Here is a 14,747-nt window from a genome sequence, read left to right as displayed (position 1 = left end):
TGATTGCGAAAGATTTTTGCATTGCGGTGTTTTCGCGTGCCGTCTGCGACCTGCAACCTGAGATAACGCTACGTAATCAAGGGTAGAGCGGTCGGTGTATTCTGTCGTCAAATAATTGTGCGGTGCGAATTTGTAGAAAACTCCCAACCCCTTGAGAATCATTGCATTGACGCAATATGCTGAAATTGGTACTTAAATGCCTATTAAATGTGTCAGGCCCGGTTTCCGTAAGGTCAGGGTCATAAAATAAACCGACACATCATCAGGGAAACTGAATAGCGGTTTGCAAATTTTCACGCGAAAGAACCCGAAATGCGGTTCTGCGGCATTTGCGGCCCAAGTCAGGGAGGAATGCGACGGCATGACGTCACAGAGTCCTATTTTAGAGATTAGCGACGTGTCGCTTGTTTTCGGCGGCGTGCGTGCGCTGAGTGATGTCAGCTTCTCCGTTCAGCCGGGCGAGCTTTTTTCGATTATCGGCCCGAACGGTGCCGGTAAGACATCCATGCTGAACTGCGTTTCGGGGCGTTATACGCCAACGACCGGTTCGGTATCTTTCAAGGGCAAGGATGTTACCGGGCTCAAGCCGAATGATCGTGCCGAACTTGGTATCGGGCGTACGTTCCAGAACCTGGCGCTTTTCGGGCACATGAATGTGCTTGATAACATCATGGTTGGCCGTCACCATCTGCTTAAGAACAACTTTCTGAACGGGCCGCTTTACTGGTTTGGCGGCGCGCAGAAAGAGGAGCTCGACCATCGTCGTTTCTGCGAGGATGTCATCGACTTCCTTGAAATTTCCCATATCCGCAAGGCGACCGCCGGCACGCTTTCCTATGGTTTGCGTAAACGGGTTGAGCTTGCGCGTGCTGTTGCGTTGCGTCCGGATCTGATCCTGCTTGATGAGCCGATGGCGGGCATGAACCTCGAAGAAAAAGAGGACATGGCGCGCTTTATCATCGATCTCAATGAAGAGTGGGGCATGACCGTTGTCATGATCGAACACGACATGGGTGTGGTCATGGATATCTCCAACCGGGTGATGGTCCTTGATTTCGGTCGCAAGATTGCCGAAGGCCTGCCGGAAGAGGTCATGGCCAACAAGCATGTCAAGAAAGCCTATCTCGGCGAAGAAGACGACGACACGGACGAAGACGAGCAGGTGGCCTGATCATGAGCAGCAATATCCCGGAATATGCCGACGTTCAGTCGCTTGATAGCTTCCCGAAAGTGCTGGCCTATAACGCGCGCAACTGGCCCAAAGAAGTCGCCATGCGCGAAAAGGAATTCGGTATCTGGCAGGAATTCACCTGGCAGGACTACAACGACCGCGTCAAATGGATGGCGCTTGGCATGCGCGCCCTTGGCCTTGGGCAGGGCGATGTTGTTGGTATCATCGGCGAAAACCGTCCGGAATGGGTTTGGGCCGAAATCGCGGCGCATGCGCTGCGCGGTATGTCGGTTGGTCTTTATCAGGACAGCCTGCACGAAGAAGTCGCCTATCTGATTACCTATTCAGGCGCGCGCATCCTGATCGCCGAAGACGAAGAACAGTGCGACAAGCTGCTTGAGCTTGGCGAAGACATCCCGACTGTCGACCACATCGTTTATTGTGACCCGCGCGGGATGCGCAAATACGACGATCCGCGTTTGCTGGATGTCGAAAAGCTCTATGAACTGGGCCGCGAGCTGGAGGCAAAAAATCCGGGCATTTATGACCAGATGGTTGCCGACACCCGCGGCGATGAATGCGCCATTCTGTGCACCACTTCGGGTACAACGTCCAAGCCGAAGATGGCGATGCTCAATTCCGGTGACTTCCTTGATCACTGTGCGGCATATCTTCGCGCCGACCCGAAATATCCAGGTGACAATTATGTCTCGGTCCTGCCATTGCCGTGGATTATGGAGCAGGTCTATGTCGTTGGTCAGTCGCTGATCAGCCGCCAGATCGTAAATTTCGTCGAAGAGCAGGAAACCATGATGGCCGACCTGCGCGAAATTGGTCCGAACTTCGTCCTTTTGGCGCCGCGCGTTTGGGAAACCATCGCCGCCGATGTCCGTGCACGGATGATGGATTCCACGCCGTTCAAGCAAAAGATGTTTGATTTCGGTATGGCATTGGCGCGCACCGCGATGGATGCCGGTGGCCATTCGAAAATGGCCGATATGATCCTGATGAATGCGCTTAAAGACCGTCTTGGATTTTCCAATCTGCGTTCCGCCGCGACGGGTGGTGCCGCGATTGGTCCGGAAACCTTCAGGTTCTTCCATGCGATGGGCGTGCCACTGCGTCAGCTTTATGGTCAGACCGAACTGTGCGGCGCCTATACCATCCATCAGCCGGGCGATATTGATTTCGACACGGTCGGCGTTGCCTTTGATAATTCGGAGATCAAGGTGATCAACACCGACGAAAATGGTGTTGGCGAAATCGTTGCACGCACGTCGGGCATGTTTACCGGATACTTCAAAAATCAGGCCGCCTATGACGAAGATGTCCGGGATGGCTGGATGCATACCGGGGATGCCGGTTACTTCAAGGACGAGAACAAGCACCTTGTGGTGATCGACCGCATGAAGGATCTGGCGGAAACCTCGACCGGGGTGCGTTATTCGCCGCAGTTTATTGAAAACAAACTGAAATTCTCGCCCTTCATTGCCGAGGCCGTGATTCTTGGCAAGGGCTTGCCGTTCCTGTCGACCATGATCTGTATTCGTTATTCGATCATGGCGAAATGGGCCGAGCAGCGCGGGATTGCCTTTACCAACTACACCAACCTGTCAGCCCAGCCGCAGGTCTATGACATGATCACCGAGGAAATCCGCGAAGTGAACAAGACACTTCCGGAAGCCCAGCGGATCAAGCGGTTCCTTCTGCTTTACAAGGAACTGGATGCCGATGACGGCGAACTGACCCGTACACGCAAAGTGCGCCGTGGTGTGGTTGCCGAGAAATATGCCGACATCATCGATGCGGTTTATGCCGGCAATGACAAGGTTGATATCGACACCATGATCACCTTCCAGGACGGGTCCAAAACCCGCATCCAGACGAGTGTGAAGGTCGTTGATCTTGATAATGACAAGGCCGCACAGACGGCCCCGAAAGCCGCCGAATAAGGCAGCAGCATAACTGTGGCCCCGGCCAAAGGCTTGGGTCGCCATTACAGGGATGGCAACATGAATTTCGAACTTCTGTTCCAGCTTCTGCTGAACGGTTTGATTGTCGGGACACTCTATGGCGTTGTCGCCATGTGCTTTGTCCTGATCTACAAATCGACCCAGATCGTCAACTTTGCCCAGGGTGAGTTCCTGCTGATCGGGGCATGGGTGTGTTATGCATTCCTTGTCGAGATGCATATGCCCTTCTGGCTGGGTTTCCTGTTTACCTTGCTGTTTATGATGGCGTTTGGCATCGTTCTGCAGATGGTTGTCTTGCGACCGATGATTGGCGAACCGATCATTTCGGTGATCATGGTGACCATCGGGCTTTCGATCTTCTTCCAGGCAGCAACCAAGTGGATCTTCGGGGCAACCACCGCGACCTATCCGCAGGTGTTTGAAACCCGATCGGTCAACCTTTTGGGGATGCAGATCGAGACGGCCTATATCATGAGCTTCGTGATCTCGTTGTTCATCATGGCCGGGTTCTATTGGTTCTTTAAATATTCCAAGCTTGGCCTTGCCATGCGCGCAACCGCCTTTGATCAGCAGGTCGCGCAAAGCCTTGGTATTTCCGTCAAAACCGTATTCGCGATGTCTTGGGCAATCTCGGCCCTTGTATCGGGTGTCGCCGGGATCGTGATCGGCATGGTCAATGGCGTGTCGTCCGCCCTTTCGGTGATCGGGATCAAGGTGTTCCCGGCGGTGATCCTTGGCGGGCTTGATTCAATCATCGGTGCCATTGTCGGTGGTGTGATCATTGGTCTGCTTGAAAACACCGCGGAATTTGTTGATGGCCAGTATCTGCACTGGGGCAACCTGTTCTCGATCGCACCGTTCTACGTGCTGATCATTATCCTGTGCATCAAGCCATATGGCCTGTTTGGCACCAAAGACATCGAACGTATTTAGGGCCTGTTGATGATCAGGGTGCCGCCGTGGTTGCCGCCTAAGGGCGCGAAATTAGGAGTGAGGACGCAGGACATGCTTGGCATATTCAAGGACGAGGGACGCGGGGTCGCGCCCTTAGGCGGCAATCCCTCTGGGACGGGGCGTATTTTCCCACCTACAGCGTCGCGGCTGGCTTTCGTGGGGCCCGCCACGCAGCGCCATCCACTTCTTGCAGGTGGGAAAATACGATCCCGCCACGACGGCATCCTGATCATCAATAGGCCCTAAGGACGAGGAAGATATACTATGGCTGGATTTTCTATACGTCCTTGCGGTGACTTCCGAACGACTTATCGTCAGGATACCCGCATCTTTGATACGACCTATATCCGCAACGCCGCGATCCTTGGCATCTTTGCGGTCGCCATGATCCCGTTTGTTCTGGATGGCTATTACGTCAACCTGTTCATTCAGATCTCATACTTCGCGATTGCCGCATTGGGCTTGAATATTCTGGTCGGCTTTACCGGGCAGATTTCATTAGGCCACGCTGCCTTCTTTGGCTTTGGCGCCTTTGCGTCGGCCTGGATTAACAACACAACCGGCATTCCCGTCCTGTTGTCGATCCCACTGGCCGGGTTGATGACCGCTGCGGTTGGTATGCTGTTTGGGTTGCCAGCCGCCCGCATCAAGGGGCTTTATCTGGCGATTGCGACACTGGCAGCCCAGTTCATCCTCGAAGATTTCTTTGCCCGTGCCGAATGGTTTACAGGCGGTTCCTATGGCGCGGCCGCCAACCCGGTCAATGTGTTTGGCTACGAAGTTCTGGATGATTTCAGCTTCTTCTATGTCTGTCTGTTCTTCCTGGTGGTGATGTACCTGCTGGGGACGAACCTGATGCGGACCCGCGATGGTCGTGCCTTTGTCGCGGTACGTGACCATTATCTTTCGGCTGAAATCATGGGGATCAACCTCACGAAATATCGCCTGATGAGCTTTGCGATTTCGTCTTTCTATGCCGGTGTCGGCGGGGCGATGTATGGCCACTATCTGGGCTTTGTCTCGGCCGAGGGCTTTACCATTCTGCTGTCGATCCAGTTCCTGGGCATGATCATCATCGGTGGTCTTGGTTCCGTCAAAGGGACGTTGATGGGCACGGTGTTTATGGTTTTGTTGCCCGAAGTCATGGAAACCGGTGTCAGCGCACTGAGCGTTTTTGAATGGGCCAATTCGACGGCTGTGACCGACGGGCTGGCCTATATCAAGGAGATGGCAATTGGTCTGGCCATCATCCTGTTCCTGATCTTTGAGCCGGATGGGCTTGCCCATCGCTGGCAACAGATCAGGGCGTACTGGAAGCTTTATCCCTTCTCGTACTGACTAAAACCCCGAACCCGGCCCGCTTACAAAAAACAAAAGGGCCGGGACAAAAACGGGGCGACCGGGAGGCTTACTTTAGTGAAAACGTCCAAGGGAGACGTCGTTATGAAAAGACTGATTGCTGCGACCGCGATGGTCGCGACGGGGCTGTCGTTCTCGGCAGCACAAGCAGATGACGATATGGTATTTGTCGGCCATCTGATGGACATCACCGGTGCCACCGGCTTTATCGGCAAGTTCTATGCCGATGGTGTGCGTGATGCGCTGTCTTACATCAACACCCATGGCGGTATTGATGGCACGGTTCTGGATTCTGAATCTGTTGACTATGCCTACAAGGTTCCGCAGGCGATTGCGAACTACAAGAAATGGCGTTCGCGCAACGACATGGTTGCGATGCAGGGCTGGGGCACGGGCGATACCGAAGCCCTGATCAGCTTCGTTGCCAAGGATGAAGTACCGGTCTATTCCGCATCCTATTCCGGTCACCTGACCGACCCGACGGGCAAAAACCCGAAAACCGCCAAACCGGCACCTTATAACTTCTTCTATGGTGCGTCCTATTCCGACGCCTGCCGTGCGCTGGTTCAGTGGGCTGCAGAAGACTGGAAACAATCCGGTGGTTCGGGCAAGCCGGTGTTCTCGCATATCGGCGATAACCACCCTTATCCGAACGCCCCGAAAGAAGCCTGTGCGGAATACGCAACAGAGCTTGGCTTTGAAGTAACTGCACCGGTCGTTGTTTCGATGAAGCCGGGTGACTTCAAGGCACAGTGCCTGACCCTTAAGGAAGCCGGGACCAACTATGGCTACCTCGGTAACCTTGGCCCGTCGGTTGTGTCGCTGGTGAAATCCTGTGACACGGTTGGTGCGACCCCGAAATGGCTGGCCAACATCTGGGCTGGTGACTACGAGACCCTTAAAACCATTGGCGATGTCGAAAACTACATCTTCCCGGCGATGACCAGCTTCTGGACCGATGAAGGTGTTCCGGGCATGGATCTGGTGCGCGAAATCTCCAAGATGTCGGACCGCTCTGGCGAAGAGTTCCGCACCCATCACTATATCCGCGGCATTTGCTCTGCCTATTACATGAAAGAAGCCATGGAATGGGCCAAGAACAATGGCGGCATCACCGGTGCAAACATCAAGGCAGGCATGTATGCCCGCCAGAACTGGGTGCCGGCCGGTCTTGAAGGCGTTTGCATGGAAGCAACCTGGACCGCCGAAGACCATCGCGGCATCAACACCGTCAATATCTATAACGGTAGCGCCAAAGGCGGTGAAGCAACGGTCGAAAAAGTAACGACTGTAACGCTGCCGCGTCGTGACGACTGGCTTGGTTACTAAGACCATCCAGTAAGACGAATGTCTCCCAGACTGTTCGGAGGCAGGGCATAAGACGCAAGATGCCCTGTCTCCGACAGCTGGAGATCACAAGAAGATCATTCGAAAGGGACACCATGGCAGAGCCCGCCCGCAAAATAGAAACCGCCGAACCGATGCTGTCGGTCAATAATATCGAAGTTGTTTACGACGAGGTGATTCTGGTCCTGCGTGGCGTCTCGCTTGAGGTTCCGCAAGGCAAGATCGTTACTCTGCTGGGCCCGAACGGGGCTGGTAAATCCACGACGCTTAAGGCGATTTCGGGTTTGCTGAAAACCGAAGACGGTGAAGTCACCCGTGGTGACATCAGTTTCATGGGCAACCAGATTGCCAATGGAAACCCCGAGGATATCGTGCGCTCCGGCCTGTTTCAGGTTATGGAAGGCCGCCGTATCATCGAGGATATGACCTGCATCGAAAACCTGCGTCTAGGCGCCTACACGCGCAAGGACAACAAGGTCAAAGACGATATTGAAATGGTCTTTGAATATTTCCCGCGCCTTAAGGAACGTACCGGACTTGCCGGGTACCTTTCAGGTGGGGAGCAACAGATGCTGGCGATCGGCCGTGCGCTTATGGCGCGGCCCAAAATGATCCTGCTTGATGAGCCGTCAATGGGCTTGTCGCCGCTTCTGGTCAAGGAAGTGTTCGGGATTATCGAAAAGATCAACCGCGAACAGGGCATCACCATGCTCATCGTTGAACAGAACGCCAACTTTGCGCTTAAGGTTGCCGACTATGGTTACATCATGGAAAGCGGTAAGGTTGTTCTGGATGGCACCCGTGACGAGCTTCTGAATAACGAGGACGTCAAGGAGTTCTATCTTGGCGGCGGTTCTGAAGAACGCAAAAGCTTCAAGAACATCAAGTCCTACAAGCGCCGCAAACGTTGGCTCTAGGATTAAAACACCGGGGCCGTATATCGGTGTGGTGGACGCCTTTGAATGAAAGACGGGTATGATGCTTAAAACTTACTATGACGAGCGCGAAACGCGAACTCCCGGAAGCCGCGAGGCCGGCTTGATGGCAGCACTGCCGCGCATTCTGCATCATGCTAAGTCACAATCGAAGGCTTATGGTCGACTGTTGGCCGATATCGAGCCGCAAAAAATCACCACCCGCGAGGCGCTGGCAAAACTGCCCCTGACCCGCAAGTCGGATCTGATTGATGCGCAGGACAAGGAACCGCCGCTGGCGGGTCTGAACGCAACGCCAATCCCGGCGATGGCGCGCCTGTTCCAAAGCCCGGGGCCGATCTATGACCCGCAGGGCAAGGGCGATGACTGGTGGCGGATGGGCCGGGCGTTCTTTGCTGCCGGTTTCCGGCCGGGTGATATAGTGCATAACTGCCTGTCCTATCACCTGACACCGGGTGGCTTCATCTTTGACAGTGGCGCACGGGCCTGCGGGTGTGTCGTCGTTCCGGCCGGCGTCGGACAAAGCGAGGCACAGGTCAAGGCAATCAGCGACCTTAAGCCAACCGGATATAGCGGTACGCCATCCTTCCTGAAGATCCTGATCGAAAAGGCCGAGGAGCTTGGTGCGGATATTTCATCGATCAAACGGGCACTGGTATCGGGCGAAGCGCTTCCGGAAAGCCTGCGATCCTGGTTTGCCGAGCGCGATATCGCCATGCTGCAATGCTATGCCAGTGCCGACCTTGGCCTGATTGCCTATGAAAGCGATGCCAAGGACGGGATGATCGTTGCCGAAGACATCATTCTTGAAATCGTCCGTCCGGGCACGGGCGAGCCGGTGGCAGAGGGTGAGGTTGGCGAAGTCGTCGTCACCACGCTTAACATGGACTATCCGCTGGTCCGGTTTGCGACTGGCGACTTGTCGGCAATTGCTGTGGGTGAGAGTGCCTGTGGTCGCACAAACCATCGTATCAAGGGCTGGATGGGGCGTGCCGATCAGACCACCAAGATCAAGGGCATGTTTGTTCATCCGCAACAGATCGGCGAAATCGTCAAACGTCATGGCGATATTGCCAAGGCGCGCCTTGTCGTTACCCGGGAAAACGATAACGACGTCATGACCCTGACCTGCGAGGGTATTGAAGACAGTCAGATTGATGCGATTGCCGAAACGCTAGCCAGTGTTTGCAAGCTGCGCGGGACGGTTTTGGCGGCAGAGGTTGGCAGTCTGCCCAATGACGGCAAGGTGATTGATGATCAGCGTGATCTGACCTGATTGAGTTAGCTGACTTAGTGTTTCATTCCCGCTCGGGAAACCTGTGCCGCTCGGCTTTGCCGGCGGCACTTTTTTTCTAGATCAAGCTGGCTGCTTTAAGCACAAGGCCACCTGCAAGCAGCGTCAGAGCCGTCCCGACAATCACGTTTTTAAGCGAAAGCAAAGACCCATCGCCATGGTCGTGATCATGATCGTGTCCGTGGTCGTGGCCACCATGATCATGCTCGTGTTCATGCTGTGCTGCCTTTTGGCCTTCGCGACGGAGCCACAGCAGGATGCCAATCAGCCCAAAGGCCGCGATATTCAGGAACAGCGTATAATTGACGCCAAAGGCACTGACCTCGGCAATGTCACGGCTGCTTTCGGGCAGCGCGCCGAGTGCGACAAAGGCGTAATGCAGGATAAGCGCGGTGGCCACAATGCTGGCATACATGACACCTGCGATATAAAGCGCAGTTTTCCAGCCATAATACCGGGCATTGACCTTGACCAGTGGCGGGACCATCAGGTCCGAATAGATAAAGCCCATAATCCCGGCAAAGCTGACACCCCCGGCACTGAGAACCGTGGCCAATGGAATGTTACCCATCGAGCCGATAAAGGTCGCGGCGGCGACAAATGGTGCCACAAGGGCGTTTTCAAGAACGGTCAGAAATGGCAAGTCTGACGCTTTACCGGTGCCGTCCCCGGCAAGGAACAGGGTCTGCCAGAATTCGGCCGGGACAAAGACCGCAATAAAGCCGGCAATCGTGAAACCGATTAGGATTTCACGCCAGACCATCTGCCATTCCATTACAAAGCGGTTGCCGACCTGTTGCCAGCCTTGCTTGGACTTGATGCGTTTCTTCCAGTCGAAGTCGTCTTCTTCGCTGCCGGTTTCCTGGTCGGCATGTTGCTTGGCGGCTTCAATCATCTCCTTGGGATATGTCACACGGATCAGAACAGCCGAAATCGCAATCATCAGGATACCACCAATGATTTCCGCGGCCAGAAACTGCCACCCCAGAAACAGGAAGATCAGAACGCCAAGTTCAATGACCAGGTTGGTCGATGCGAACATGAAGGCGACAGTGGCAATGAAATGTGCGCCTTTCTGAAACAGCGATCGTGCCGCCGAAAGGGCCGCAAACGAGCATGAACTTGATATGGCGCCAAACAAACCGGCAAGCGAAACGCTACCGATACCGGCGTCGCCCATATGCGCAGTCAGGCGGTTCTTGGGGACGAAAACCTGAATCGCGGCACTGATGGAGTAACCAAGCACAAACGCCCACAGCGCGTTCCAGAAGAAACCAAGTGCGGTCATGACGCCGTTTGAATATTGATCTAGCAAATCCATTGTGACCTTCCTGCCATCTCAGGTGTCGGGGTCCTTGTTAAACGGCTGGAAAGGTAAGGTGTTCCAAGATAGGCATTCGCCAACATCTGTGTATGATGGCCGAAATACTAAAAATGCCGCGGGGGAAGCACGGTGCGTACGGGCAAGACTTTTGCCGTTTCCATGATTACGGTCTGCCAGTTGATGGCGCTTGCGCTGTGGTTTTCGGCTACGGCGGTGCTGCCGCAATTGCGCAGTGAGTTTGGTATTGGGGCGCTGCAATCATCGCTATTTACCAGTGCAGTTTTGCTGGGCTTCGTTCTGGGAACTGTAACCAGTGCGATCCTTGGTCTGGCGGATCGCATCGAACCCCGGCGGTTTTGGGCGGCATCGGCGATGATTGCCGCGACCGCCAATATCCTGATCCTCGTTGTTCCGGTTGATGGGATTGTTGTGATCCTGTTGCGGCTGATCACGGGCGTTTGTATGGCCGGGATTTACCCGATTGGCATGAAGATGGTGGCAACCTGGTCACGCGGGGATACCGGTTTCTTGGTGGGGCTTTTGGTCGGGGCGCTGACAATGGGGTCTGCCATGCCGCACCTTTTTGCGGTGGCGGTACCCTTGGACTGGCGATACGTGATCATGACCGCCAGTGTGACCGCCTATATCGCGGCGATTGCCATCCTGTTCGTGCATCTGGGCGGGACACCGGGACGTTCCCCGCGCTTTGATCCAAAAATGGTCGGCAAGATCTGGTCAAACAAGCCGTTGCGCCATGCCTGCTACGGCTATTTTGGGCATATGTGGGAACTGTATGCCATGTGGGGCTGGATCGGATTGTTCCTGTACGGCGCGTTTTCCGATCGTGTGATGGATAGTCCCGGTGTCTGGTCCGCACTTTCGACCTTTGCCATTGTTGGCATCGGTGCGTTCGGGTCGTTGGCCGGGGGGTATTATGCAGACCGGATTGGCAGAACGACCGTGACGATTGCCGCCATGATCGTTAGTGGCGCCTGTGCGCTGGTTGCCGGTGGGCTATCCGATGCCCCGATTATACTTCTTATTGTGGTCTGCATCGTTTGGGGCATCTCCGTGATCGCGGATTCCGCGCAATTCTCGTCCTGCGTCATTGAACTGGCCGACCCGCATCAAGTCGGCACGGCATTAACCCTGCAAAATGCCATCGGGTTCCTGATTGCACTTGTTTCCATCCATCTTGTGCCGGTTGTCGCCGATCAAGCAGGTTGGTGGGGGGCGTTTGCCATGTTGGCTGTCGGGCCCGCTTTGGGAACGATTGCCATGGTCAGGCTGCGCATGATGCCAGAGGCGATACAGCTTGCAGCCGGTAAAAAGTAAGGTTTTCCCGCTATAATTGCGATCTTTGGTGATCGGCTTCACTTGACAGCAGGGTGTTAAAAAGCTGCGCTGTTTGGGTTTTCTTGACCATTATCAGTACTAATATTAACTTCTGGCGGAATTTTCTTGCTGTCTCGCGTTCGGGGCGATGCGGCGAATATCCAAAAATAAGGGTCTTTCATGAGTCTCACCCTCATTGTTTTGCTTCCCTTCATTGGGGCGGTCTTACCCGCCATAATGATCAGGGCCGGGCGCAATGCTTGTGCCACAGCGACCGGTTCTGTCACGCTGCTTGCCCTGATCTTGCTGATGGCAAAGGCCCCGGCGGTCATTGCCGGCGAGGTATTTCAGGTCAGTTATAGTTGGCTTCCGGAACTTGGTCTGAATGTGACCTTCTTCCTCGATGGGCTCGGGTTGCTGTTTGCGACGCTGATCCTGGGTATCGGTCTGCTAATTATCATCTATGCGCGGTTCTATCTTTCCAAGGACGACCCGATGGGCAGGTTCTATGTGTTCCTGCTGTTGTTCCAGGGGGCCATGGTCGGTATCGTTCTTTCCGATAATATCCTGCTGCTGTTGATTTTCTGGGAACTGACGTCGCTGTCATCGTTCCTTCTGATCGGGTACTGGAAACATTTGCCAGAAGGCCGTCAGGGCGCGCGCATGGCGCTTGCTGTGACCGGTGCTGGTGGTTTGGCAATGATTGCCGGGATGCTGATCCTTGGCGATATTGTCGGGTCTTATGATCTGACCGTGATCTTGCAGAACGCCGATCTGATCCAGGCATCGCCGATGTATTTGCCGGCCTTGATCCTGATTTTGCTGGGCTGCTTTACCAAATCCGCACAGTTCCCGTTCCACTTTTGGCTGCCGCACGCGATGGCCGCACCGACGCCGGTTTCGGCCTATCTGCACTCTGCCACAATGGTGAAGGCGGGCATCTTCCTGATGGCACGCATGTGGCCGGTTCTGTCAGGCACGCCGGAATGGTTCTATATCGTCGCGACCGCTGGTCTGGTGACCATGGTGCTGGGCGCATGGATTGCGATCTTCAAGCACGACCTGAAGGGGCTTTTGGCATATTCAACCGTCAGTCACCTTGGTCTTGTCACCATGCTGCTTGGTTTCGGAACGCCGATGGCAGCCGTTGCCGGGGTGTTTCACATCATCAACCACGCGACCTTCAAGGCGGCCCTGTTTATGACGGCCGGTATCGTCGATCATGAAACCGGGACCCGCGATATCCGTCGTTTTGGTGGGTTGCTGAACCTGATGCCGATTGCAGGCACCATCGGGATTATCACCGCGGCCTCGATGGCCGGGATCATTCCGCTTAATGGTTTCATTTCCAAGGAAATGATGCTGGAAGAAGCATGGCACACCATGTGGCTGGATCAGAACTGGGTGGTTCCGCTTCTGGCAACCGTTGGTGCCCTGTTCTCTGTGGCCTATTCCTTCCGGTTTATCTTCCACGTCTGGCTGGGTAAGCCGCGAGATGAAAACCTGCCACATCATCCGCATGACCCGCCGTTTGGCATGTGGGCACCGCCCGCATTGCTGACGGTTCTGGTGGTTCTGATCGGCCTGTTCCCGGCAGCCATCGCAGGTCCGCTAGTCGCTGCGACCGCAGGGGCCGTTATCGGTGGTGAATTGCCGGATTATCACCTGTCACTTTGGCATGGTCTGACACCGGCCCTTGGCATGAGTGTGATTGCGATTATCGGTGGATCGCTGTTGTTGATGCGCCATGGTGGCCTGATGTCGGCAACCGCCAACCTGTCGCGGCCCGATGCCAAGGCAATGTTTGATTGCGGCATGGCCAAGGCCGTCGCGCTCAGCCGACTGGTTTCGGACAATCTGCATAACGGATCATTGCAGCGTTATCTTGCAATCACGATCATCGGTTCCATCGGGATCGGGCTTTCGGGCTTCTATGCGCAGCCGGACTTCCAGTCAGGCACGCGTGAGCTTCTTGAAGTCTCGCCGCCAGCCGCGATTGGCTGGTTGTTGCTGGTTGTGACCTGTATTGCGTCGGTCTTTATGCATCACAACCGTTTGCTGACCTTGCTTCTGGTCGGTGTGGTTGGTCTGATTGTGTCGCTTGGTTTTATCTATCTTTCGGCACCGGACCTTGCATTGACGCAGATTTCGGTCGAGGTAGTGACAGTCATTCTGATGTTGCTTGCCCTTAACATCCTGCCCAAGGAAACGCCGAAGGAAAGCCTGCCGGGCCGCAAAATGCGTGACGGTATTGTCTCGATTGCGGCTGGTCTTGGGGTTGGAGGTGCGATTTGGGCGATCATGACCCGCGATCTGCCAAACACAATCTCGTCCTATCATCTGGCGAACTCGAAAACCGAAGGTGGTGGCACCAACGTTGTGAACGTCATCCTCGTTGACTTCCGTGGGTTTGATACCTTTGGCGAGATCATCGTTCTTGGAATTGCCGCACTTTCGATCTTTGCGCTGATTGAAACCGTGACCCAGGGCGAGGCGGCCAAACGTCTGGCCAACTGGGTTGTCAGCAACCGTCGCTCGGCTGATCGTCACCCGATGATGATGGTTGTGGCGACGCGTGTGATGTTGCCGCTGTCTCTGATGGTGGGTGTTTACATCTTCCTGCGCGGTCACAATGAACCAGGCGGTGGCTTTATCGCCGGTCTGGTCGTGTCGGTTGCGTTGGTCATGCAGTATATGGCGTCGGGCTTTGGCTGGACCCAGAACCGTATGAAGGTCAATTACCATGGCATGATCGGTCTTGGCGTGATTGCCGCGGCGATTACCGGTGTCTCAGCCTGGGTTGCGGGTCTGCCGTTCCTGACCAGTGGTTTTGTTCATGTTCACCTGCCGATCGTTGGCGAGTTTGAACTGGCATCGGCCATGGGCTTTGACCTTGGCGTCTTCCTGACCGTGGTCGGGGCGGTGATGCTGGCCCTTGCCAAACTTTCGCAGGTCGAACGTATGGCCGAACATGTCGAGATAAATACCGAGCCGATGGACCACGATCCGTCGTTGTCGGCAGCACCGGCGGCAACGCCGGGCAAGGAGGCCTGAT

At 55.0% G+C, this 14,747-nt stretch carries 10 protein-coding genes; 9 read left to right on the top strand and 1 reads right to left on the bottom strand.

Going from position 1 to position 14,747, the window contains the following annotated elements:
- Positions 1-361: 361 nt before the first annotated feature.
- The 7 genes from IT893_RS16315 to IT893_RS16285 all read left to right on the top strand — a co-directional run bounded on the left by IT893_RS16315 (position 362) and on the right by IT893_RS16285 (position 9,015).
- Positions 362-1,171 carry an ABC transporter ATP-binding protein gene (locus IT893_RS16315; RefSeq protein ID WP_040822694.1) on the top strand — a complete coding sequence of 270 codons (810 nt, stop codon included), beginning with the start codon at positions 362-364 and terminating at the stop codon, positions 1,169-1,171.
- 2 nt (positions 1,172-1,173) lie between these two features.
- The gene (locus IT893_RS16310; protein ID WP_064779814.1) at positions 1,174-3,123 is read left to right on the top strand and encodes a long-chain fatty acid--CoA ligase; all 1,950 of its coding nucleotides are present in this window, start codon (positions 1,174-1,176) and stop codon (positions 3,121-3,123) included.
- A 60-nt stretch (positions 3,124-3,183) separates the two neighbouring features.
- On the top strand, positions 3,184-4,077 hold the full coding sequence (locus IT893_RS16305) for a branched-chain amino acid ABC transporter permease (RefSeq protein WP_008889236.1): 894 nt from the start codon (positions 3,184-3,186) through the stop codon (positions 4,075-4,077).
- A 285-nt stretch (positions 4,078-4,362) separates the two neighbouring features.
- Positions 4,363-5,436 carry a branched-chain amino acid ABC transporter permease gene (locus tag IT893_RS16300; protein WP_008889238.1) on the top strand — a complete coding sequence of 358 codons (1,074 nt, stop codon included), beginning with the start codon at positions 4,363-4,365 and terminating at the stop codon, positions 5,434-5,436.
- Positions 5,437-5,541: 105 nt separating this feature from the next.
- Positions 5,542-6,786: an ABC transporter substrate-binding protein gene (locus IT893_RS16295; protein ID WP_064779813.1), complete on the top strand. Its 1,245-nt coding sequence runs from the start codon at positions 5,542-5,544 to the stop codon at positions 6,784-6,786.
- A gap of 152 nt (positions 6,787-6,938) precedes the next feature.
- Complete coding sequence (locus IT893_RS16290) at positions 6,939-7,721, top strand: ABC transporter ATP-binding protein (protein ID WP_008889240.1); 783 nt, start codon at positions 6,939-6,941, stop codon at positions 7,719-7,721.
- Positions 7,722-7,779: 58 nt separating this feature from the next.
- Positions 7,780-9,015, top strand: coding sequence for a phenylacetate--CoA ligase family protein (locus IT893_RS16285; RefSeq protein ID WP_197146006.1), 1,236 nt, complete (start codon positions 7,780-7,782; stop codon positions 9,013-9,015).
- Positions 9,016-9,091: 76 nt separating this feature from the next.
- On the opposite strand, the gene IT893_RS16280 is transcribed toward IT893_RS16285, so the two are convergent.
- Positions 9,092-10,354 (bottom strand): permease, encoded by a 1,263-nt coding sequence (locus IT893_RS16280; RefSeq protein ID WP_197146004.1) that lies wholly within the window; start codon positions 10,352-10,354, stop codon positions 9,092-9,094.
- Between the two features lie 132 nt (positions 10,355-10,486).
- On the opposite strand from IT893_RS16280, the gene IT893_RS16275 reads away from it, so the two are divergent.
- Together IT893_RS16275 and IT893_RS16270 are read left to right on the top strand one after the other, a co-directional pair.
- Positions 10,487-11,692, top strand: a complete 1,206-nt coding sequence (locus IT893_RS16275; RefSeq protein WP_197146002.1) for an MFS transporter — start codon at positions 10,487-10,489, stop codon at positions 11,690-11,692.
- Positions 11,693-11,872: 180 nt separating this feature from the next.
- Positions 11,873-14,746, top strand: a complete 2,874-nt coding sequence (locus IT893_RS16270) for a monovalent cation/H+ antiporter subunit A (protein WP_197146000.1) — start codon at positions 11,873-11,875, stop codon at positions 14,744-14,746.
- The last annotated feature ends 1 nt before the right edge of the window (position 14,747 follow it).

Source organism: Thalassospira sp. A40-3 (genome assembly GCF_015871485.1).
GTDB classification, from domain to species: domain Bacteria; phylum Pseudomonadota; class Alphaproteobacteria; order Rhodospirillales; family Thalassospiraceae; genus Thalassospira; species Thalassospira tepidiphila.
This window is presented reverse-complemented; position numbering and strand designations above follow the sequence as displayed.